The organism is Methylobacterium soli (genome assembly GCF_008806385.1).
Classification (GTDB): domain Bacteria; phylum Pseudomonadota; class Alphaproteobacteria; order Rhizobiales; family Beijerinckiaceae; genus Methylobacterium; species Methylobacterium soli.
In genome coordinates, this window is the sequence record NZ_VZZK01000005.1 from 108,042 (window position 1) to 129,275 (window position 21,234).

A 21,234-nucleotide genomic window follows, 5' to 3' on the forward strand; every position below is an offset into this window, starting at 1 on the left:
GACCGACAAGGTTTCGTTACCTACGCCCTGAGATCGGCCCGGGATGTACACGCCCGTTAAGGCACGACGCCTTTATGTCCTGGAGCGAGTGCTGAGGGGACGACGCAAATGACAGTTCTCGTCCATGCTATGGGTGGAGCCCGCATGGCCACGGCAGAGACGCGCGGTGGGCTGAGGGCGGAGGTCTGGACGGAGCTCGGCGCCGTCGAGGCCCTGTGGCGCAGCATCGAGGCCGGGCCCGCCTGCCTCGGCACGCCCTACCAACGCTTCGACTGGGTCGCGTCCTACCGGGTGGCCGAGGTCGATCCGGGCGCGCTCCGGGTGATCGTCCTGCGCGAGGCCGACGGACGGCCGCGGCTTCTCCTGCCCCTCACGGTGACGCGCGAGCGCGGCGTTCGGGTCGCCCGCGTCGTCGGCGGATACCACGCGAATTATCACCTGCCCCTGTTCGCCTCGCGGGAGGCCGCGGCGATCCCGGGCGACGACCTGCGGGCCCTCCTGGCGGAGGTCGGCCGCGAGGCCGGCATCGACGTCTACGTTCTCGCGCATCAGCCCCGGACCTGGGAAGGCGCGGCCAATCCCCTGAGCCTCGGCGGGATGGCCTCCCCGAGCGACGCCTACGGGATGAGGCTCGGACTTGACCCCGAGGAGACGGTGCGCCGCGCCTTCAGCGCCGATGCGCGCAAGAAGCTGCGCCAGAAGGAGAAGCGCCTCGTCGAGACGGTCGGCCCGGTGGCGTATCGCTGCGCGGCGACGCAGGAGGAGAGTGCGACCTTTCTCGCGGCCTTCTACCTCCAGAAATCCGCCCGCTTCGCGAGCCTCGGCATTCGCAATCCCTACGCGGAGGCGCCGATCCGCCGCTTCCTCGCGCGCGCCGCCGGACCCGGCGACGGCTCCGGCCGTCCGGCCATGGAGCTTCACGCCCTCGTGGCGCGCGACAGCGGGCGCGTGCTCGCGACCTTCGGGGCGGCGGTGAGCGAGGATCGCTTCAGCGGCATGATGACGGCCTTCGAGGCCGACCCGGAGATCGCCCGCTGCAGCCCCGGCGACCTGCTGCTGCATCACCTCGTCCGCGAGCAGGCGGCGCGCGGGCGCCGGGGCTTCGATCTCGGGGTCGGCGAGGCGCGCTACAAGGCGAGCATCTGCGACGAGACCATCGAACTCGTGACGGTGACGATCCCCGTGACCCTGCGCGGGCGCCTCCAGGGCCTCGCCCTGGAGGGGCTCGGCCGCCTGAAGGCCCGCATCAAGCGCAGCCCGCGCCTCTGGGCACTCGCCCAGAAGGCCCGCCGTCTGCGGGCCGGCTGACGTCCGGGGGGCGAGCCGCGCCGGACCCGTCCGGTCGGCGCGGCCGCGCCTCAGGCGGCCGAGAGGCGCAGGGGCATGTCCGCAACCTCAGGATAGGATGAGGCCGGGCGTCCGCTCGCCTGTTCCTGCACCACGTCGTCCTGCGCCACCAGAACCTGGCCGGCGCCGGCATCCTCGGCGAGCCCGTAGAGGGCGACGAGATCCGGATCGTCCGCCTCGGCATTCGAGGCGATGACGACGCCGTCCATGCGGGCGGCGACCGCGCTCAGCAGCGCGCGCGAGGCCTGGCCCGGGCGGAAGCGCAGGCGGCAGATGACCCAATCATAGGCCTCCGCCATGGCGTCCAGGGTGATGGCGAGGGCCTGCGGCTCCTCGAACAGAACCTCCGTGTCGACGAAGCCGCAGGCGACCCGGTGCAGCCGGGAGGCCGGCAACGCCTGGATCACGTCCAGGAAGGCGGCATCGCCCGCCACGAGGTCGGTGAGCCCCGGCGCGTCCGAATGCGAGGCCGGGCCGTTGAGATCGACGATGAGCGTCTGCGAGCCGGGCGACAGGGCCTCGGCGAGGCTCTCGGCGAGGCTCTTCTCAGGGTTCCGGCCGGGTCCGTTCGGGCGGCGCGCGTCGGTCTCGACCACGAGGACGCCCCGTCCGCCCGCCATCGGCGCCGTGTCGCGCAGGCGCGCGATGAGCGGATCGAGATCGAACGCCGCCGCCTCCTGGATCGGCGCCTCTTGGACCGCCGCCTGGACCGCCGCCGCCGGAGCGGCGGGCCGAACCATCGCGGGCACGGCCGGCTTGAGGACGGCCCCGGCCCGGAAGCCGGTCTCGAAGGCGGCGAGGCCCGGCACCATTGGCCAGGATGCCGGGGGCGCGGCCTCCGGGAAGGCGAAGGGCACGGGCTCCATCCGGGGCGCGGCCTCGCTCCTCCGAACCTGCGAGGCCGCGCCCGCGTTGCCGGCGGGGGCCGCCAGGAGGTGGCGCGCGATCACGGAACCGGCCGCGAACAGGAAGGCCAGGAGCGCGGCGAAGCCGATGATCGGCAGCTTCTTGGGGAAGGAGGGAGTCTCCGGCGTCACCGCCCGCGAGACGATGCGCGCATCGGCCGGCGTCGCGCTCTCGGCGTCGCGCGCGGCGGCCTCGCGGTAGCGCGAGAGGTAGGATTCGAGCTGCTCGCGCTGGGCCTTGGCCTCGCGCTCGAGGGCGCGCAGCTGCACCTCGCTGGTGTTGCCCTTGGCGACGACGTCGCGCTGGCCGTCGACGGTGGCCTGCAGGCTGTCGACCCGGGCCCCGGCGATCTTGGCGTCGTTCTCCAGGGTGCGCACCACCCGCTCCGCGGCGGACTTGATCTGCTGGTCGAGGTCGGTGACCTGCGCGGTCAGCTCCTTGATGCGCGGATGGGCCGGCAGCAGCGTGCGCGATTCCAGCGCGAGCTGCGCCCGGAGGGTGATGCGGCTCTCGACGACGCGCCGGATCAGCTCGTTGTTGGCGACGTCCGGGATCTCGAAGGCACGCCCGTCCTTGATCATCTCCTTGATCAGCTTGACGCGCCCGGCGAGGTCCGCCTTGACGGTGCGGGCCTGGGAGAGCTGGCTCGACAGCTCGCTGAGCTGCTGGCCGTTCAGGGGCTGGCCGGCGCCGCCGCCGGAGGCGATCAGGCCGTTCTTGGCCCGGAAGGTCTCGACCTTGGCCTCGGCCTCGGAGACCCGGCTGCGAAGGGCCTCGATATTGCCGCCGAGCCAGGTCGAGGCGTAGCGGGCAGTGTCGACCTTCGCGGCCTCGAGCGAGGCGATGTAGAGCTCCGCGATGGTGTTGGCGGCCTGGGCCGCGAGGCCCGCATCCTTCGAGCGGAACTCGACCGAGAGGATGCGCGACTTGCCGGCCGGAAAGACCAGGAGCCGGTCGAAATAGGCGTCGAGAACGCGGTCCTCGGGGGGGCGCTCCAGCGGATTCTTGGCGAGGCCGATCAGCATCAGGGTGCGCTGGATCGGGCCGAGCCCGTCGACATTCGGGTCGAATTCCGGGTTGCCGACGAGCTTGAGCCGCCGGATCGCCTCGCGGGCAAGGTCGCGGGACATCACGACCTGCACCTGGCTCGCCACCGCCTGCTCGTCGATCAGGGCGGGCTGCTCGCCGCGTTCCTGGGCGGTGCGGGCGAAGGCCGTGTCGCGGCTCTCCAGGAGGATCTTCGCCTCGCCGGTGAAGCGGGGCGGCACCACCTGCACGAAGGCCACGGCCGCGATGCCGACCGCGAGGGTCGGGAGCGCGATCCAGGCCCAGGATCGCCGGAGAAGCCCGCCGACCTGCGCGAGGGCCAATCCCTCGCCCGGTGGCGTCGTGGAATGAAGACGGGCGGAGGTGGCGCGGGGCATGGCACGATCTTCACGCAAGGCAAGTCGATCCGACGTCAGGAGCGGGATCGTCCCCGATAAAAGCCTGTTAAGATTGCCTGACCGTTAAGATCCGTACCCTGCGCGGCGCGCGCTTTCGGGACGTCAGCTTTCCTTAACCATATTCGCCCAGAACGGAGCCAACTCAGGCCCTTCAACGCGGCAGTGGTGATGAACCGGCGCGGATTGCTTCTCGCTCTCACATCGAGCCTCGCGCTCGGCGGCTGCCTGCGTCCGGATTACCGGACCGAGCAGCTCGATGCCACCGGGACCGGCTCGATCGGCGCGCGATACACCCTCTCGGCCGGCGACCGGCTCCGGGTCATCGTGTTCGGCCAGGACAACCTCTCGAACATCTACGCGGTGGACGGGGCCGGGCGCATCGCCATGCCGCTGATCGGCACGGTGGCGATCGGCGGCCAGACGACGGCGGCGGCGGCCCGCACCATCGAGGCCAAGCTCGCCGCGGGCTTCGTGCGCGAACCCCACGTCACCGTCGAGGTCGACGCCTATCGGCCCTTCTACATCCTCGGCGAGGTCACGACCTCGGGCCAGTACCCCTTCGTCAACGGCATGACGGTGGAGACCGCGGTGGCGATCGCGGCGGGCTTCGGGCCGCGCGCGGCGCGCGACTACGCCGTGCTGACCCGCGAGGGCGCGGGCGGCCTCGTCTCCGGCATCGTCCCGATGACCTACCCGGTGCGGCCGGGCGACACCATCGTGGTCAAGGAGCGCTTCTTCTAGAGCGCGCTCCGCCGACGTGGATCCCGGTTCGGCGTGAGAGCGCGCGTCTGATCGGAGACTGGGAGCCGTCGCGACTTGTCCGCGACCCGTTAGGCCCGCCCTAACCCTCCGGGCTGATTAAGGGCGCCGGCGCGCCCGCCGCCGCGGCGCCTTAACGCCTCGACCACGGATGCGGATCTAGCCTCCAGACCGGCCGAACGCCGGCTGGAGTCGCTCCCGTGGTCGCCCCAATCCCCAATCCGCCCGAGACCCCCCCGCCCTACCGCATCCTGCACGTCTTCCGCGCGCCGGTCGGGGGGCTGTTCCGGCACGTCGTCGACCTCGCGCGGCTCCAGGCCGCGGCCGGGCATCAGGTCGGGATCGTTTGCGATGCGACGACCGGGGGCGAGCGCGCCGAGCGGGCCCTCTCCGAGCTCGCGCCGAGCCTCGGCCTCGGCGTGACGCGCCTGCCGATGCGGCGCAACCCGCACTTCTCCGACCTCGCGGTCCTGCGGGCCGTCGCCCGCCGGGCCGAGGCCGTCGGCGCCAACATCCTGCACGGGCACGGAGCCAAGGGCGGCGTCTATGCCCGCCTCGCCCCCGTCCGCAGCCGCCCGGTGATCCGCGCCTACACGCCCCATGGCGGCAGCTACAATTACCGGCCGGGCACGATGCTGCACCGGCTCTACATGGGCATCGAGGGGCTGCTCGCCCGCCGCACCGACGTGTTCTTGTTCGAGAGCGAGTACGTGGCGGGCCGCCACCAGGCCGATGTCGCCGCCACCGGTGGCCTGCGGCGCATCGTGCATAACGGCATCGGCGAGTCCGAGTTCGCGCCGCTGACGCGTGGGCCGGACCCGTTCGACCTCCTCTATGTCGGCGAATTGCGGGAGGCCAAGGGCCTGCCCGTCCTCCTCGACGCCCTCGCGCGCCTGCGCCGGGAGGGCCGCCCGCTCCGCCTCCTGATGGTGGGGTCCGGCCCCGATGCGGAGATCCTCAAGGCCAAGGCCGAGGCCCTGGGGCTGTCCGAGGCGGTGGCCTTCGAGCCCGCCCAGGCGATCCGCCCGGTGCTCGCCCGCGGCCGGATCATGGTCGTGCCCTCCCTGGCCGAATCCCTGCCCTACGTGGTCCTGGAGGCCGCCGCCGCGGCGCAGCCCCTGGTCGCGACCAACGTGGGCGGCATCCCGGAGATCTTCGGGACGGCCGCCACCGAACTCGTGCCCCCCCGCGATGCGCAGGCCCTGACGCGCGCGATCGCGCGCGTGCTCGACGAGGAGCCGGAGGCGTGCCGCGCGCGCTTTGCCGCGCTCAGCGCCTCGGTGCGGCAGCGCTTCTCGATGCAGCGCATGGGAACCGACGTCCTCTCGGGCTACGCCGCCGCCCTGCGGGCCCGGCCGCAAGGCGCGCCGGCGCGGGGGCAGCCCGCGCAGACCGGCATGGCGGAGCCCGTCTGAGGGGCCCGCCTCTCTTCCGGCCTCGCAGCCCCTCCCCACTGCGGGTCCGAAAACGCGTCATCGCGGCGCGGCGCGGCCTTAAAGATTCCGAGAGGTCGGCCTGCCAGTGTGGGCCCGATCGTCGCGGGGGCGCGACGGCCGGCAGCGGGACCGTTTTCCATGAGTGCGTTCGACGTCCGCGATCTTCTGAAAGTGGCCGGGCAGCCCGGACTCGCGACGAGCGACGGAGCGGAGCCGGGCGCGCCCGCGATGCCGCCGGCCGAGGCCCTCGCCCCGCCCCTACCCGGTCCGCTGATCTCCCCCGTCGTGCTCGCCGGCTGCATCCGCGCCGCCGAGTTCGCCCTCGTGGTCGGGCTCGGGCTCGTCCTGCATCAGGTCATGCTGCGCGGCGTCGTGCCGCTCGAACTGTCCTATCTCACGGCGATCCTCGGCATCGGGGTGATCGCGATCCTGCTGTATCAGGTGAGCGGCACCTACCGGATCGGAGCGTTCCGCAGCGCGACCGGATCGGCCACCAGGATCGCGGCGGGCTGGAGCCTCGCCTTCCTGCTCGTGACGACCGCGATGGTGCTCGCCAAGGTCGCCGACCATTATTCCCGCCTCTGGCTCGCCGCCTATTTCGCGAGCGGGCTCGGGCTCCTGCTGATGGGCCGCGCCGTCCTGGCGCAGGTGATCGGCGCCGAGATGCGCAAGGGCCGCTTCGACCGCCGCACCGCGGTGGTGGGCGGCGGTCCGGCGGCGGAGGAGCTGATCCGCATGCTGGAGATGCAGGGCGAGACCGGCATCCGCATCGTCGGGGTGTTCGACGATCGCAACGACGACCGCTCGACCGACGTGGTGGCGGGCTACCCGAAGCTCGGCAATGTCAGCGACCTCGTCGCCTATGCCCGGCACACCCGCCTCGACCTGATCATCTTCACGATCCCGATCTCGGCGGAGGGGCGCATCCTGCAGATGCTGGCCAAGCTCTGGGTGCTGCCGATCGACATCCGCCTCTCGGCGCACGCCACGAAGCTCCGCCTGCGCCCGCGCGCCTATTCCTATCTCGGCGCCGTCCCGGTCCTCGACGTCTTCGACAAGCCGATCGCCGATTGGGACGTGGTGGTGAAGGCCATCTTCGACCGGGTCGTCGGGCTCGGCCTGCTCCTCGCCCTCTCTCCCGTGATGCTCGCGGTGGCGCTCGCGGTGCGTTGCACCTCGCCCGGCCCGGTGCTGTTCCGGCAGAAGCGGCACGGCTTCAACAACGAGTTCATCGACGTCTACAAGTTCCGCTCGATGTATACCGACCAGTGCGACCTCACGGCCGCCCGACAGGTGACGCGGGGCGATCCCCGGGTGACGCCGGTCGGGCGCTTCATCCGCAAGACCTCGCTCGACGAGCTGCCCCAGCTCTTCAACGTCATTAAGGGCAACCTCTCCCTGGTGGGTCCCCGCCCCCACGCGGTCCATGCCAAGGCCGCCAACACCCTCTACGACCAGGTCGTCGACGGCTATTTCGCCCGCCACAAGGTGAAGCCCGGCATCACCGGCTGGGCCCAGGTGAATGGCTGGCGCGGCGAGACGGACACCAGCGAGAAGCTGCAGCGCCGCGTCGAGCACGACCTCTACTACATTGAGAACTGGTCGGTGCTCCTCGACCTGAAGATCCTGCTCACCACGCCGGTGGCCCTGTTCAAGACCGAGAACGCCTACTAGAGCCGCGCCCGATCGCGTTGCAACGGGCTGGAAAATCGGCAGCCCCGGTCCGGTTCGGCGCGACGGACCCCCTCTCCCGTGCGGGAGAGGGTTGGGGTGAGGGATGAGCGCCTTCAGGATGGAGCATGCGGTCGTATCGCCGATCTCGGCGCCGATCGGGCGCACCTCGTTCTGAACGGTCTCGACCCTCACCCTGTCCCTCTCCCGCACGGGAGAGGGGATCCGCGCCCGCTTCGGCACGGGCGCGGCCGACGGTCCCGTCGCAACGCGATCGGGAACAGCTCTAGTCGCGACCGACCCTCGGGCAGGCGCCCCTCGGCACGGCCCGGCGGGGCCGCCTCCGGAGCGGGGGCGGTCCTTCGCGCGTGATGGGCGAGGTCGCCCGGCGGGGCCCGCTACGGCAGGGCGCCGGCCTTCTCCTTCGCCTTCAGGATCGTGTCGCGGCAGGCCTCGGCCTTGCCGGCCTTGTCCTCGGCCTTGGCCTGCTGGACGAGGGCCTTGGCCTCCTTCACGCCCCCCGCGGTCGAGGTCACGCCCGGATCGCTCGGCTTCCCGCCGGGTGGCTGCGCCAGGGCCTTGTCGGAATGCGAGGAGGTGGCTCCGCCCGGCGGCTCCTTGCCGGTGACCTTCTCGGCCCCGGCGCTGTCGAGGCGCCGCTCGAGGGTCGAGATCTCGTCGGCACAGGGCGTCGCCCTGGCGGGGCCTGCCGCGGCGAGGACGATGAGGGCGGCCGGTAGTGCGTAGGTCATTCGCATCAAGCGCTTCTCCCGAGTGCTGCGCGGGCCGCCGAGGGTCGGCAGCCCGCGTCAGAGGTGCGGGTCAAAGCGATGCGCGCGGCGAGAGTTCCGCAACGCCAGGTCGCCGCCGCTGCCCCCGTCTGCGACCTTGGCGCGCAGGTTCGGGGCGGCGCGGAGGGTCACCGGACCGGGGCGGCTCGCTCAGAGCCTCGCCTGGATCTTCCGGGCGATCTCGCCGAGGCGCTGCTCGAGGAGCTGGGGGACCTCGCAGACATAGGTGAGCGACTGGCTGCGCTCCTGGAAGATGCGGCGGTCCCAGGCGAACTTGGTCTCGAGCTCCGACTGGTCCTTGGGGATCTCGCGGGCATCCTCGGCGCTCGGCGCGTCCTTGGACTGGCTGATCTTGTCGGCCTCGTCGCGGATGCGCTCGGCCATGATGCGCTGGCCGCGAGCGTAGCGGCCGATGCCGCTCATCACCCGGTCGCGCTCGGCGTTGAGCAGCTCGAACACCCCCGCGAAGACGCGGGTGAGATGCTTGTCCTTCTCCGGGTCCTTGGTCTCCTGGAGCTTGGCCAGGTACGCGTCGAGGAGGCCATCGACCTCCGTCAGCTCCGTCCGCCGCGAGGCGAGCTTCTGGGCCAGGGCGGCCGCCTCGAAATCGTCGCCCCAGGGCCCCGCCGCCGCGAGGTCCGGCCCGGTCCAGACCGTGCCGGCACTGAGGCTCGACACCTTGCGCTGGACGCAGGGCCAGTCCGGATCGGATTTGGGCTGGGCGAGCGCGGGGCCCGCGAGCAGGGCGAAGCAGAGGAGGCTCACGAGAGGGCGTGCGGTCATGCGTTGTCTCCGGCCGGGCCGCCGCGCCGGGCCATGATGCCGCGGCCGGGGTCGTAGGCGATCACGGCGAGGGTGAAGAAGGCCAGGGTGGTGCCGACGACCACCGCGCAGGCGACGGGCTCGAACTGCCCGTAGAGGGCGAAGCGAACGAGCTGGACCGCGTGCGTGAAGGGGTTGAGCTCGCAGATCCAGTAGAGCGTCTCCGAGGATTCCCGGATGCGCCACAGGGGGTAGAGCGCCGAGGAGGCGAAGAACATCGGGAAGATCACGAAGTTCATCACGCTGGCGAAATTCTCGAGCTGGCGCACCATCGAGGACAGGAGCAGCCCGATCGCCCCGAGCATCAGCCCGGAGGCGACGAAGGCCGGCAGGGCCGCGAGATACCCGATGGTCGGGATATCGGTCTCCCAGAACCACGCGACGGCGAGAAACGCGTAGGCCTGCACCACCGAGACGGTGACGCCCGCGATCAGCTTGGCGAGGAGCAGGAGCCAGCGCGGATAGGGGCTCGTCAGCAGCACCTTCATGGAGCCGACCTCGCGGTCATAGACCATCGAGAGCGAGGATTGCATGCCGTTGAAGAGCTGGATCATCACGGCGAGACCCGGCACCACATAGACCTCGTAGAGCACGTAGGTCTGGTAGGGCGGCTCGATCGAGACGCCCAGCGTGTTGCGAAAGCCCGCCGCGAAGATGAACAGCCAGACGAGCGGACGCACCAGGGCCGAGAAGAACCGCTCCTTCTGGTTGAAGAAGCGCAGCAATTCCCGGCGCACGATGCCGCCGAGGCAGATCAGATAGCCGACCGCGTCGAGGCGGCCGTGATGGGCGAGCGTCGCCGAGCCCCGCGCGGGGGCGCTCTCGATGGCGGGATTCGTCATCTGCCTGCCCGTTCCTGCCTGCTCATGCGGCCTGCCGCGCCCCGTCCCTCGGCTCGGCGACGAGGCGTCGGAAGGCGGCCTCGAGGGATTCCTCGCCGCCCCCGATGGTGCCGGCCCGGCCCCGGGCCACGATGGAGCCGCGGTGCAGCACCACGGCGTCGTCCTGCGCCTCGATCTCCTCGAAGATATGGGTGGCCCAGAGCACCGACAGCCCCTCCTCGCGCACCAGCGCCCGCACGATCCCGACGATGTCGGCGCGCGATTCGAGATCGAGGCCGACCGTGGGCTCGTCGAGAAGGAGGAGGCTCGGCCCGTGCACCAGGGAGCGGGCGATCTCGATGCGGCGGGACTGGCCGCCGGACAGGGTCCGCACCTTGTCGTCGCGCCGCTCGGCGAGGCCGACCCGGTCGAGGAGCGCGTCGATGCGGCGCTTCGCGGCCTTGCGGGCGATGCCGTGCAGGCTCGCATGGTACAGGAGATTCTGCGCCACCGTGAGGTCGGTATCGAGGGTGCGGGCCTGGAACACCACGCCGAGATGCGCGAGCGCCCGCGAGGGCTCCCGGTCGAGCCCGTGCCCGAAGATCGAGACCCGGCCGTCCTGGTTGGTGTAGAGCCGCGTGATCACCGAGAACAGCGTGGTCTTGCCGGCCCCGTTGGGGCCGAGCAGCGCCATGAACCGGCCGCGCTCCACCGTGATCGAGACGTCCGACAGGGCCGCGCGCGCGCCGAAGCGGTGGCTGACATGGGCCACGTCGAGGGCCGGTGCGGCGTGCAGGGCCGCGCTCGCGGGGCCGCCCGCCATCTCGCTCACTGGCCCATCGCCCGCTTGGCGTCGCCGACGGCGTCGACACACTCGTCGTACTCGCCCTCGCCCTGCTCGCGCTCGGCCACGCGCAGGGCCTTCTTGAGCTTCGGCAGGGCGGCCTCCGACGGGGACTTGGCCAGCGCGTCCTTGATCATCGCGATGCCGTCCTGGCAGGCCGCCTTGTCGTCCGCGAGGGCGGGCGCCGCCAGGAGCAGGCCCGCGAGGGTGAGAAGGCTGAGGCGCATCGGGGGCTCTCCTACTTCACCGTGATGGTGCCGGTCATGCCCTTGGCCTCGAGGCCACGGGATTCCCACTTGTACGCCCCCGGCTTGATGGCGACGAACTCGATCGCGATCTCGCCCGGATCGTCGAATTCGAGGTGATCCGGCGGGCCGCCGCCATGGATTTCGAGATGGTTGATCACGATCTGGTTGAGCCAGATGTAGCGGAAGAATTCCGGCGCGTAGAACTTGTACTCCTGCCGGCCCTTGGCGACGATGCGCAGGCGGTAGGCCTTGCCGGATTCGAGCTCGATATCCTTGTTCTCGACGACGAAGTCGTTGCCCTCCTCGTTGCCGAGGACGAGGTCGGGCAGGTTCTGCCGCTTCTTCGTGAGATCGAGGGCGGAAGCCGGCCAGGTCGCCAGTGCGCCCGCCATCGCGGCGCCCGCGAGGCTCAGGGCCGCCAGCCGAAACATGCGCGTCATTCTAGGTTGTCTCCCCCCGAGCCGCCGCGCGGCGGCCGCGTTGCGTCCTGATCCGTCCCGGTTCCGGCCGATCGCGATCGGCGCCCTCATTGCGGCGAGACCGCAACCCCCCAGGGCAGCAGCCCGACCGGGATGCTCTTGACCACCTTGCCGGCCTGGACGTCGACCACCGAGACGTCGTTCGAGGTGCCGTTCGTGGAGAAGAGGAACTTCTGGTCCGGCGTGAAGGCGAGCTGCCAGACGCGCTGGCCGACGGGCAGGTACTTCTCGACCTCATGGGTCTTTGCGTCGATCACCGCGATGCGGTTGGCCGGGCCGAGCGCCACGAAGGCCTTGGTGCCGTCCTTGGTGATGCGGATGCCAACGGGCTGGATCGCCTCGTCGTTCACGCTCGGGATCTTGAAGGTGATCTTCTTGACGACCCGGCGGGCCGCGACGTCGATGATGCTGACGGTGCCGCCGACCTCGGCCGAGACCCAGAGGAACTTCCCGTCCGCCGTGAACTCGGCGAAGCGCGGGCGGGCATCGACCAGCACGTTGTCGATCACCTGGAAGGTCTTGGTGTCAATGAAATGGGCCATGTTGGTGGTCTCGGAGGTGTTCACCAGGACCTTGCCGTCGGGGCTGAGGCCCATCCCCTCCGGCTCGACCCCGACCGGCACCTCGGCCAGCACCTTGTTCTTCTCGATGTCGATGACCGTGACCTGGCTGTCATCCTCGTTCGCCACGTAGAGCGGGTTGCCCTCGGGGCCGAGGATGAACTGCTCCGGATCGGGGCCGGAGCGGAGCGAGCGCAGAATCTTGCCGCTCGTCGTGTCGAGGACGTCGATGCGGTCGTCGTCGCTGGCGCAGACGTAGAGCTCCTTGCCGTCCCGGCTGACCGTGATCCCGCGCGGGCGCCGCCCGACCTTCCAGGTCGCCGTGACGGCGAGGGTGTTCGCATCGATGACGCTGACCGAATTGCCCTTCTCGTTCGAGACGTAGACCGTGTAGGCCCGCGCCGAACCGGAGGCGGCGAGTAGGGCGGCGGCCATGGCCGCGACGCTCAGGCCCGCCTTGATGCAGCGGCTCATAGGGTTCCCTCCCTGGACGCTCGCCCTGCTGGCGATGCGATTGGCGCAGATTTTAGTGCGTTTTCCGCCGGTTGCGAGCGGCCAAGCCCTCCCGGGCCCGTTCGCGATTGCCGCAGGGCGCCCGTGCCGCCGGCAATCCGCACTCATTTGAACTTGCAGGTGGTCTCCGGCAAATCGACCCCGAGCGTGTCGAGCGGCGTGCGCTGGTGCAGGTAGCCGGCTTCCGGCGAGACCGATACCACCGCCTTGGGCTGCACGATGATGAGCGGCTGGCGCAGCTGATGGTCCCAGGGGCGGAAGCTCAGGGAGACGCCTTTGTAGGCCGGCAGGCTGAAGCTCGGATCGGCGAAGTAGGGGGCGATCACGGCCGGGTCCGCGCTCTTCTTCACGGTCACGGCGTCGCCGACCGCGCGCACCGAGGCCCAGACCTGATAATCGAGGGGACGCATCAGGCGCCCCGAGAGGCGCCGGAAGCGGTTCTGCGCCTGGGCGGCGCCCCAGGTCTCCAGGGTCGGGTGCCAAGTCGTGGCGATCAGCCCCTGCGTGCCGGCGACCGGGCGCGGGTCGACGGTCCGGAAGGGCACGTAATCGCCCCAATCCCCCGCCTCGTCCGCCACCACCGCCATGTCGTAGTCGACGCCCCGGGTGAACACCATCGCCTCGGAGCGGGTCGGGGTGTCGCCGCGCGCCTTGGCGAGCGGCCCGAAGGTCCAGGGCTTCTCGGCCTGGATCTTCAGGGCGAATTTGCGGGCCGAGTTCTTCCAGGCCTCGGCGTAGAGCCTGTCGGCTTCGTTGGGCCCGACGATCAGGAACAGCTTGCGCCAGCGCATGAAGGTCAGGAACTGGGCGAGCGCGTCGGTCTGCATCGCCCGGCTCGGAACGACGTGGAACACGTTCGCACGACATTCCGCGCCGCGCAGGGCGTCGTCGGGCGCGGCGGCGTTGAACACCACCGCCCCCTGCCCCTTCACGGCGTCGGCGACACTCAAGATCTCGGCGGCGGGAAGCGCCAGGATGAGGTACTTCACGCCCTTGTCCACCAGCGCCTTGGCGGCCTCTGCGGCGCCGGGCGTCCCCTCGCCGAGCGCGACCTCGTCGAGGGCGTAGGTCTGCTTGGTGAAGCGGCCCGTGGTGTTGTTGTCCTGGATGGCCATGCGGGCGCCGGCCACGCCCTCGTCCTCCGGCACGGCCTCGGCGTCGTAGGAGGCCGGCGCCTGCTGGGGCCGATAGATCACGCCGATCCGGGTCTCGCTCGCCTGTGCCGGCGCCGGCGGGGGTGCGGCCGGTTCCTGCGCGGAGGCCGGCAGCCCTTGCGAGAGCAGGCCGGCGAGGGCCAGCGCCGGGGCGGAGAGTCGGGAGCGGGGGGGAAGGGGCATGCGGCCAGCACGCTAACAACATCTCGCGCGCGCACTCAACGGCGGATGCATAAGCAATAAATAAGTGAACGGCGCACCGCTCCGGGCCGCGCGCGTTGCGCGCGAGCGCCAGCGCTGCCAGATCGGGGCCGGCGGCACCCGGCGCGCCGATCCCCGCGCGCAGGCGCCGGCTGCCAGGCCAAGCCCGCACGTTGCCAAAACCGGCTCGCGCCCGAGATCAGGGGCCGGGCGCGTCCGGTTGCGGCGCCTGCGCGTCCCGCTCCCGCCTTCGCGCCGCTCCCGACGTGAGATCCGCACCATGGCCAGACGCATCCCGGAACGATCTCTCCGTCCTGCCCTCCGGCCCGTCCTCCTCGGCCTCGCCCTCGCGGCGGTAGCGGCCGGCGCGGCCTCGGCCGCCCCCGAGAAGGCCGCGATCTTCGCCGTGGAACTCTCGGATCCCGGCGTCGTCGGCGGCCGCAAAGCCCGCCCCGACGAGACCCGCAAGCTCGCTCTGGTCACCGAGGAACTGCGCAAGGCGCTCCAGGCGAACGGCGCGATCGAGCCCGTCGACGTCGCCCCCCAGGCGGCCGAGATCGCCAAGCAGGGGCCCCTCTTCAAATGCGACGGCTGCGCGGCTGGCATCGCCAAGACGCTGGGTGCGGACCTCGCCGTGACCGGCTATGTGGAGAAGGGTTCGAACCAGATCTTCAACCTCAACGTCACGATCGCGGACGCGGCCACCGGCAAGATCGTGCGCGGCGGGCAGGTGGTGATCCGGGCCGATACCGACGACACCTGGGCCCACGCCATGCGTTGGGTCGTCAAGAACCGGCTCCTGGCCGAGCCCCTGCCGAACCGGTCCTGAACCGTCCGATCCCCGTTCGTTTGAAGCGTCCCGTGTCAAAACTCCTCCCGTCCGCGCCCGCCCTGCCCCGCCTCCTCGTCAGCGTCCGCGACGCGGCCGAGGCGGGGCTCGCCGCCGCCGCCGGCGCCGACCTCGTCGACGCCAAGGACCCCGCCCGCGGCGCCCTCGGGGCGCTCGCTCCCGAGATGGTGCGGGCGATCGTCGCCGAGATCCGGGGGCGGGCCCTGACGAGCGCGGTGGCGGGCGAGCCGGGCGAGGGGGAGGCCCTCGCCCGCTGCGTGGCCGCCATGGCCGGGACCGGCGTGGACTACGTGAAGGTCGCGCTCACGCCCGCGCTCCGTGCCGAGCCGGAGGCCCTCGCGGCGGCCGCGCGGGCCGCGCCTCAGCGTCTGATCGCCGTCCTCTTCGCCGAGGACGCGCTTCGGCCCGAGGATCCCGCGCGTCTGGCGGCCGCAGGTTTCGTCGGGGCCATGATCGACACCGCCGGCAAGGACGGCCGCCGGCTGCCCGATCTCCTCGATGTCGCGCGGCGCGACGCCTTCACGCAGGCCTGCCGGGCCTGCGGCCTCGTCTCCGGCCTCGCCGGCTCGCTCCGCGTCGAGGATATCCCGCTGCTGGCCGACCACCGACCGGGCTATCTCGGCTTCCGCGGCGGCCTCTGCGCCGGCAACCGCCGCACCGACGCTCTCGATCCCGCCCGGATCGCCGCAGCGGCCGCAGCCATCCGGGCGCTCGCCCGCCGGGACGCCGCGTGAGCGGGCCGAGCCTCAGCGTGGCCAAGGTCGGCGGCAGCCTGCTCGCCGACGGTGGGCGGCTGCGCGCCGTGCTGGCCGATCTCGCGGCGGGCGCGGACGGGGCCTGCATCGTGGTGCCGGGGGGCGGCCCCTTCGCCGACGCGGCCCGGACCGCGCAGGCGTCGCTCGGCCTCGACGACGCCTTCGCGCACCGTCTCGCCCTCGACGCCATGGGCCGCATGGCCGAATTGTTCTGCGCGCTGGAGCCCCGGCTGACCCGATGCGCCGATCCCGCCGCGCTCGCGGATCTGGCGCGGGCCGGCCGGGCGCCGGTCTGGGACCCGGTCGCGCTGAAGGCGGGCCATGCCGCGATTCCCGAGACCTGGGACGTGACCTCCGACAGCCTCGCGCTCTGGCTCGCCACCGAGATCGGCGCAGACCGCTGCATCCTCGTTAAATCCGCGCCGGTTCCGCGTGCCGCGGATCTGGCGGCGGTGGATTGGGGCGCGCTCGCCGCCCGCGGCCTCGTCGACGCGGCCTTCCCGGCCTTCGCGGCGGCCTATCCGGGCGCGATCATCCTGCGGGGGCCGCCGGAGACCGCGACGCGCCGCGCGAGGGCGACCGCGTGAGCGCCCCCGAGCATCTCGTCTTCATCACCGGCCGCCTGGCGCGGGCGCGCCTCGAGAAGGTCGCCGCGACGCTGCCGCCGGAGCGTTTCGCCTGGAGCATCGCGGATGCGGGCGTGAAGGTCGCGGCGCTGATGACCGAGGAGATCATCCGCCGCCGCGTGCAAATTCCCGAGGGCGTCACCCGCATCGTCCTGCCGGGCCGCTGCCGGGCCAATCCGGAGGCCCTGTCGCGGCATTTCGGCGTGCCGGTCGAGCGGGGACCGGACGAGATCGTCGACCTGCCGGCCTATCTCGGCCTCGCGGGGCGCAGAATCGACCTCTCCGGCCACGACCTGCGCATCTTCTCCGAGATCGTCGATGCCTCGAAGATGACCCCCGAGGCGATCCTGGCGAAGGGGCTCGATCTGGCGCGCCGGGGCGCCGACGTGATCGATCTCGGCGGCCTGCCCGACACCGCCTTCCCGCATCTCGAGGACAGCGTGCGCCTCCTGAAGGGCGCGGGCCTCAAGGTCAGCGTGGATTCCTTCTCGATCGACGAGCTGACCCGGGGCGCCAGGGCCGGCGCCGATTACCTGCTCAGCCTCAACGAGGAGACCCTCGACCTCGCCTTCGAGACCGATGCGGTCCCGATCCTGGTGCCGATGCGGCCGGACGATCTGCCGTCCCTCGACCGGGCCATCGAGCGGATGGAGCGTGCCGGCCGGCCCTTCCTGGCCGACCCGATCCTCGAACCGATCCATTTCGGGTTCGTCGACTCGATTGCCCGCTATCACGCGGTGCGCCGCCGCCATCCCGGCATCGAGATGATGATGGGCACCGGCAACCTGACCGAGCTGACCGAGGCCGACAGCCTCGGCGTCACCGCCCTCCTCCTCGGGATGTGCTCGGAACTCAGCATCCGCAATGTCCTGATCGTGCAGGTCTCCAACCACACCCGGCGCACCGTGGAGGAGCACGACGCGGCCCGGCGCGTGATGTACGCGGCCAAGGCCGACGCGGCGCTGCCCAAGGGCTATGGGCGGGCACTTCTGGCACTTCACGACAAGCGCCCCTTCGTGCAGACACCCGACGAGATCGCGAGCCTCGCCGCCGAGGTGCGCGACCCGAATTACCGGATCGCGGTCGCGGAGGACGGCATCCACGTCTACAACCGCGACATCCACAAGGTCGGCACCGACGCGATGGCCTTCTTCCCCGATCTCGCGGTCGCGAGCGACGGTGCCCACGCCTTCTATCTCGGCGCCGAGCTCGCCAAGGCCGAGACGGCGTGGCGCCTCGGCAAGCGCTACGTCCAGGACGAGCCCCTGCGCTGGGGGGCCGCGGCCGATGACGAGGCCGAGGACACCACCGCCTTCAAGAAGGCCGGCCATACCCGGCATTCGGGCCCCGACACGCCGCCCCCGGGCACCCGCGACGCGACGCCCCCGGAGGCGGGTGCGGACGCCCCCGAGACGATCGGGCCCGATCAGGCCCGCGCGGAATCTGCCCCCCTCGCGCCGACCGAGGCCGGCCAGCCGATGCGGATCGTCTGCGGCAAGCTCGTGCCGGCCGAAGGGAACTGATCCGGTGCCGCTGATCCTCGAGACCATCGTGACGACGCTCTCCCCCACGGGCGAGATCCACCTCGTGCCCTTCGGGCTGATCCAGGACGGCTTGGACTTGATCCTCGCGCCGTTCCGGCCCTCGCCCACGATCCTCAACCTCGATGCGAGCCCGGTCTTCGCGGCCTCGAGCCCCCGCGACGTGCGGGTGATCGCGGGCTGCGTCACCGGGCGCCGCGACTGGCCCGTCCTCCCCTGCGACCGGATCCGCGGCCAGCGCCTCGCCGACAGCTACGCCCATGCCGAGTTCGAGGTCGTGGCGGTCGAGGACGACCCGACCCGTCCGCGCTATCGCGGGCGCATGGTCCATCAGGCGAGCCACGCCCCGTTCCTGGGCTACAACCGGGCCCAGGCCGCGGTGCTGGAGGCCGCGATCCTGTCGACGCGCCTCCACATGCTGGAGCCCGAGAAGATCCTCGCCGAGATGCGCTATCTCGCCATCGCGATATCCAAGACAGCCGGGCCGCGCGAGCGCGAGGCCTGGGACTGGATCGAGGACAAGGTCGCCGCCGCCCTCGGGCGCGACGAAAGGATCCTCGCAAACCCCGGCGCCGCGTAGCAGAAGCGGCGGCCAAGGAGACGAACGCTCATGAGAATTCTGGCTCTGACGACGGCCGCGGCGGTCGCCGCCATGGTGGCATCCACCGCGCAGGCGCATGGACCGACCCGCAAGAAGGTCGAGGAGACCGTCGAGATCAACGCCGCGCCCGAGAAGGTCTGGTCGGTGATCGGCAACTTCCAGGACATGAGCTGGCTGCCGCCCGTCGAGAAGACCGAGGGCAAGGGCGGCAACGAGATCAAGGCGACCCGGACGCTGACCCTCAAGGGTGGTGCGACGGTCGACGAGGAGCTGTACAAGTACTCGGCCGAGAAAATGAGCTATTCGTACCGGATCACCAAGGTCGATGTGAAGACCCTGCCGGTGAACGACTACTCCTCGACCATAAAGGTCGAACCGAACGGCGACGGCAAGTCCAAGGTCTCCTGGGACGGCGCCTTCTATCGCGGCTACATGAACAACGATCCGCCGCCCGAGCTGAACGACGAGGCCTCCCAGAAGGCCGTGCGCGGCCTCTACCGCACCGGCCTCGACGCCCTGAAGGCGAAGGCCGAGAAGGGGTCGTAGGCCGCGTGGCGCGTCCCAACCCGACGGGGGGCCGGCGCCGCGCCGGCCTCCTCCTGGCGCTCCTGATCGGGCTCGGCCCGGTCGGGCCTGGCCTGGCCGCCGAGGCCATCGTCACCGCGCAGGGCGACAACCGGGTCGACGTGGTCGATCTCGACACCGACACGGTCCTGGCCGGGATCCCGGTCCCCGGCTCTCCCGCCGGCATCGCGCTGTCGCCCGACCGCCGAACCGCCTACGTCACCCGCCCGGACGGGCCGGGGCTTGCCGTGATCGACCTCGCGCGCCGCGCCGTGACGTCCATGGTCGATCTGCCCGGCGGCCCCCTCGGCATCGGCGTGAACCCGAAGACCGGCGCCGTCTACGCGGCGGATTGGTACGCCAAGCGGGTCTTCGTGCTCGTGCCCGAGGCGGGCGGCCTCGCGCGCGACGGCGAGATCGCGACCGGCGCCTCGCCGTCCGGGATCGCCGTGACGCCGGATGGCCGGACGCTGCTGGTGGCCAACCGGGAGGGCAATTCGGTCTCGGTGATCGATGCCGACACGCGCCGGCAGAGGCAGATCATCCCGGTCGGGGAGCATCCCTTCGGCCTCACCCTCGATCCCGATGGCCGCCGCGCCTACACCGCCAACGTGATCTCGAACGACGTCTCGGTGATCGATCTGGCGGAGGGGCGCGAGATCGCCCGCGTGCCCGCGGGCGAGCGCCCCTACGTGGTGGCGCTGGCGGGCGGGCGCGGCTTCGTCACCAACCAATATGCCGGCACCGTCTCGGTCTTCGACCGCGCGACCCTCAAGCCCGTGGCGACGATCGAGGTCGGCGACCACCCGGAAGGCATCGCCGCCTCCCCGGACGGGACCCGGCTCTACGTCGCCAATTGGGGCTCGAACACGCTGAGCGTGATCGATGCCGCGACGCTTGGAATCCTGCGCGAGATCAAGGTCGCGGACGGCCCCCGCGCCTTCGGCGACTTTCTGCGCTGAGGCCTCCCGCCCCTCATGCGGCCTCGGGCGGTCCGCTTGTGCCGGGCTCGGACGGCGAATTGAGGACATCTTCCAGCTCATCCACCAGCATGTCGATCTGGTCGGAGCTCGCCAGGACCTTCAGGGTCTCGCCGCGCTCGGTGGCGATGGCGAGTTCGATCTCCTCTCCGACCCGCACCGCCAGGATGCGGGCGAGTTTCTGGGTTGGCCTCATGGGCTGCCTCCTCGGTTGCGAACAGGGGAACGCGCGACGCCCGGAAAGGTCCGCGCCGGTTCTCAGAGCGCCGCGAGCAGGCCGACCGCGACGGCCGGCCCGCAGGTCGAGGCCCATTCGGGCTCGCCGGTCATGTGGGCGGCGATCAGGTCCGTGAAGGCGCGGTGGGGGCGTCCGAGCCGGTGCGCCAGGCGCTCCGCCAGGAAGCGCCCGGCCCCGCAGACGATCAGCGGCGCCCCGGCGCCGAGGTCGGGCCGTGACAGGAGCGTCGCGGCGGCATCCTGCAGCGGGCGCAACTGGGCCTCTGCGAAATGCTCCGCGAGCGCCCGCCAGGCGGAGGTGCTGCCCTCGCGATGGTCGCGGCCGATCATGCGGGCGAGGCGGATCTCGGATTCCGGGTTCGACTTGCCCTTGAGGTCGGCGCTGTGCTGCTGGTCTGCGCCCTCGGGCAGGTCGCCGGTGAGGCGGTAGATGTCGGCGGTGGTCGCGAAGGTCTCGGCCATCAGGCGGGTCCGCCGCCCCCCGAAGGGGGCGTGATCCGTGAGCGCGAGGAGCGGGGTGCGCACCACGCCCGAATAGACGAGTTCGCCGGTCTCCAGGCGCTCGGCGTCGCTGTAGCCCGACGCGGCCGGGCGCCCGGCCACGATCGGGATCAGGTCGGCGGTGGTCGAGCCGATATCGACGAGGAGCGCCTCGGACGCGGAGCGCCCGGCGAGGGCGGCGGTGGCGTGCCAATTGGCCGAGGCGATGTCGAGGGCCGCCGCCTCGGCCGCCGCGGGCGCCACGAATCCGGCGCGGCCCGCATAGATCGAGACCGTGCCGGGCAGGTGCGCCTGCGCCCAGCCCGCGATCTGCCCGACGCCGTCGGTGCGGTCCTTGAAGCAATCGGTCAACTCGCCCGTCATGGTGACGGCGTGCCGGGCTTGCCCGCGCGCCCAATCGGGCAGGCCCGCGAGCGTCCCGTCGAGGGCCGGGAGCCCGCGCCAGAGGGGACAGGCGGTCTGCACCACGGCGCGGACCCGGCCGCCGACGATCAGGGCCGCCTTGACGTGGACACCGCCGAGATCCCAGCCGATGACGGTGTCGGACGGGGCGGATTGCGACAAGTCGCGCGGCAAGTCGCG

General features: G+C 71.5%; 22 protein-coding genes. 11 read left to right on the forward strand and 11 right to left on the reverse strand.

Annotation, left to right across the window (positions count from 1 at the left end):
• The first annotated feature begins 108 nt into the window (after positions 1-108).
• Complete coding sequence (locus F6X53_RS06545) at positions 109-1,308, forward strand: GNAT family N-acetyltransferase (RefSeq protein ID WP_373875985.1); 1,200 nt, start codon at positions 109-111, stop codon at positions 1,306-1,308.
• Between the two features lie 50 nt (positions 1,309-1,358).
• Here the strand turns inward: F6X53_RS06545 and F6X53_RS06550 are convergent, their stop codons facing one another.
• Positions 1,359-3,677 (reverse strand): exopolysaccharide transport family protein, encoded by a 2,319-nt coding sequence (locus F6X53_RS06550; RefSeq protein WP_150998520.1) that lies wholly within the window; start codon positions 3,675-3,677, stop codon positions 1,359-1,361.
• 189 nt (positions 3,678-3,866) lie between these two features.
• Between F6X53_RS06550 and F6X53_RS06555 the strand changes: the two genes are divergently transcribed.
• The 3 genes from F6X53_RS06555 to F6X53_RS06565 all read left to right on the forward strand — a co-directional run bounded on the left by F6X53_RS06555 (position 3,867) and on the right by F6X53_RS06565 (position 7,567).
• On the forward strand, positions 3,867-4,439 hold the full coding sequence (locus tag F6X53_RS06555) for a polysaccharide biosynthesis/export family protein (RefSeq protein WP_150998838.1): 573 nt from the start codon (positions 3,867-3,869) through the stop codon (positions 4,437-4,439).
• A gap of 218 nt (positions 4,440-4,657) precedes the next feature.
• The gene (locus F6X53_RS06560; RefSeq protein WP_150998523.1) at positions 4,658-5,872 is read left to right on the forward strand and encodes a glycosyltransferase family 4 protein; all 1,215 of its coding nucleotides are present in this window, start codon (positions 4,658-4,660) and stop codon (positions 5,870-5,872) included.
• 159 nt (positions 5,873-6,031) lie between these two features.
• Positions 6,032-7,567 carry an undecaprenyl-phosphate glucose phosphotransferase gene (locus tag F6X53_RS06565; protein ID WP_150998526.1) on the forward strand — a complete coding sequence of 512 codons (1,536 nt, stop codon included), beginning with the start codon at positions 6,032-6,034 and terminating at the stop codon, positions 7,565-7,567.
• A gap of 395 nt (positions 7,568-7,962) precedes the next feature.
• Here the strand turns inward: F6X53_RS06565 and F6X53_RS06570 are convergent, their stop codons facing one another.
• The 8 genes from F6X53_RS06570 to F6X53_RS06605 all read right to left on the reverse strand — a co-directional run bounded on the left by F6X53_RS06570 (position 7,963) and on the right by F6X53_RS06605 (position 13,979).
• A complete protein-coding gene (locus F6X53_RS06570; RefSeq protein WP_150998530.1) occupies positions 7,963-8,322 on the reverse strand; it encodes a hypothetical protein in 360 nt (119 codons plus the stop codon).
• Between the two features lie 183 nt (positions 8,323-8,505).
• Positions 8,506-9,138, reverse strand: a complete 633-nt coding sequence (locus F6X53_RS06575; protein ID WP_150998534.1) for a hypothetical protein — start codon at positions 9,136-9,138, stop codon at positions 8,506-8,508.
• Positions 9,135-10,019: an ABC transporter permease gene (locus tag F6X53_RS06580; protein ID WP_150998537.1), complete on the reverse strand. Its 885-nt coding sequence runs from the start codon at positions 10,017-10,019 to the stop codon at positions 9,135-9,137. The genes F6X53_RS06575 and F6X53_RS06580 overlap by 4 nt, the downstream gene beginning before the upstream one ends.
• Positions 10,020-10,041: 22 nt before the next feature.
• On the reverse strand, positions 10,042-10,821 hold the full coding sequence (locus tag F6X53_RS06585; RefSeq protein WP_150998841.1) for an ABC transporter ATP-binding protein: 780 nt from the start codon (positions 10,819-10,821) through the stop codon (positions 10,042-10,044).
• 5 nt (positions 10,822-10,826) lie between these two features.
• Positions 10,827-11,069 (reverse strand): hypothetical protein, encoded by a 243-nt coding sequence (locus F6X53_RS06590; RefSeq protein ID WP_150998540.1) that lies wholly within the window; start codon positions 11,067-11,069, stop codon positions 10,827-10,829.
• A gap of 11 nt (positions 11,070-11,080) precedes the next feature.
• A complete protein-coding gene (locus F6X53_RS06595) occupies positions 11,081-11,530 on the reverse strand; it encodes a cupredoxin domain-containing protein (RefSeq protein WP_373875898.1) in 450 nt (149 codons plus the stop codon).
• An 86-nt stretch (positions 11,531-11,616) separates the two neighbouring features.
• On the reverse strand, positions 11,617-12,603 hold the full coding sequence (locus F6X53_RS06600) for a YVTN family beta-propeller repeat protein (protein ID WP_150998543.1): 987 nt from the start codon (positions 12,601-12,603) through the stop codon (positions 11,617-11,619).
• A 143-nt stretch (positions 12,604-12,746) separates the two neighbouring features.
• On the reverse strand, positions 12,747-13,979 hold the full coding sequence (locus F6X53_RS06605; protein ID WP_150998546.1) for an ABC transporter substrate-binding protein: 1,233 nt from the start codon (positions 13,977-13,979) through the stop codon (positions 12,747-12,749).
• A gap of 298 nt (positions 13,980-14,277) precedes the next feature.
• Between F6X53_RS06605 and F6X53_RS06610 the strand changes: the two genes are divergently transcribed.
• Genes F6X53_RS06610 through F6X53_RS06640 form a run of 7 tightly spaced genes read left to right on the forward strand, consistent with a single transcriptional unit; the run spans position 14,278 to position 19,896 of the window.
• Complete coding sequence (locus tag F6X53_RS06610; protein WP_150998549.1) at positions 14,278-14,826, forward strand: DUF3280 domain-containing protein; 549 nt, start codon at positions 14,278-14,280, stop codon at positions 14,824-14,826.
• 32 nt (positions 14,827-14,858) lie between these two features.
• Positions 14,859-15,581, forward strand: a complete 723-nt coding sequence (locus F6X53_RS06615) for a (5-formylfuran-3-yl)methyl phosphate synthase (protein ID WP_150998552.1) — start codon at positions 14,859-14,861, stop codon at positions 15,579-15,581.
• The gene (locus F6X53_RS06620; protein WP_150998555.1) at positions 15,578-16,189 is read left to right on the forward strand and encodes an amino acid kinase family protein; all 612 of its coding nucleotides are present in this window, start codon (positions 15,578-15,580) and stop codon (positions 16,187-16,189) included. The genes F6X53_RS06615 and F6X53_RS06620 overlap by 4 nt, the downstream gene beginning before the upstream one ends.
• A complete protein-coding gene (locus F6X53_RS06625; RefSeq protein WP_150998558.1) occupies positions 16,186-17,751 on the forward strand; it encodes a DUF6513 domain-containing protein in 1,566 nt (521 codons plus the stop codon). Before F6X53_RS06620 ends, F6X53_RS06625 begins: the two co-directional genes overlap by 4 nt.
• 4 nt (positions 17,752-17,755) lie before the next feature.
• Complete coding sequence (locus F6X53_RS06630; protein ID WP_150998562.1) at positions 17,756-18,349, forward strand: DUF447 domain-containing protein; 594 nt, start codon at positions 17,756-17,758, stop codon at positions 18,347-18,349.
• A 30-nt stretch (positions 18,350-18,379) separates the two neighbouring features.
• Positions 18,380-18,916 carry an SRPBCC family protein gene (locus F6X53_RS06635; RefSeq protein ID WP_150998564.1) on the forward strand — a complete coding sequence of 179 codons (537 nt, stop codon included), beginning with the start codon at positions 18,380-18,382 and terminating at the stop codon, positions 18,914-18,916.
• Between the two features lie 5 nt (positions 18,917-18,921).
• A complete protein-coding gene (locus F6X53_RS06640) occupies positions 18,922-19,896 on the forward strand; it encodes a beta-propeller fold lactonase family protein (protein ID WP_150998567.1) in 975 nt (324 codons plus the stop codon).
• A gap of 13 nt (positions 19,897-19,909) precedes the next feature.
• Here F6X53_RS06640 and F6X53_RS06645 read toward each other — a convergent pair whose 3' ends face one another.
• Both F6X53_RS06645 and F6X53_RS06650 read right to left on the reverse strand, forming a co-directional pair.
• Positions 19,910-20,110, reverse strand: a complete 201-nt coding sequence (locus F6X53_RS06645; RefSeq protein ID WP_150998570.1) for a hypothetical protein — start codon at positions 20,108-20,110, stop codon at positions 19,910-19,912.
• A 62-nt stretch (positions 20,111-20,172) separates the two neighbouring features.
• Entirely contained in the window at positions 20,173-21,216 is a 1,044-nt protein-coding gene (locus F6X53_RS06650; RefSeq protein ID WP_238296395.1) for a hydantoinase/oxoprolinase family protein, read from the reverse strand.
• Between the last annotated feature and the right edge of the window lie 18 nt (positions 21,217-21,234).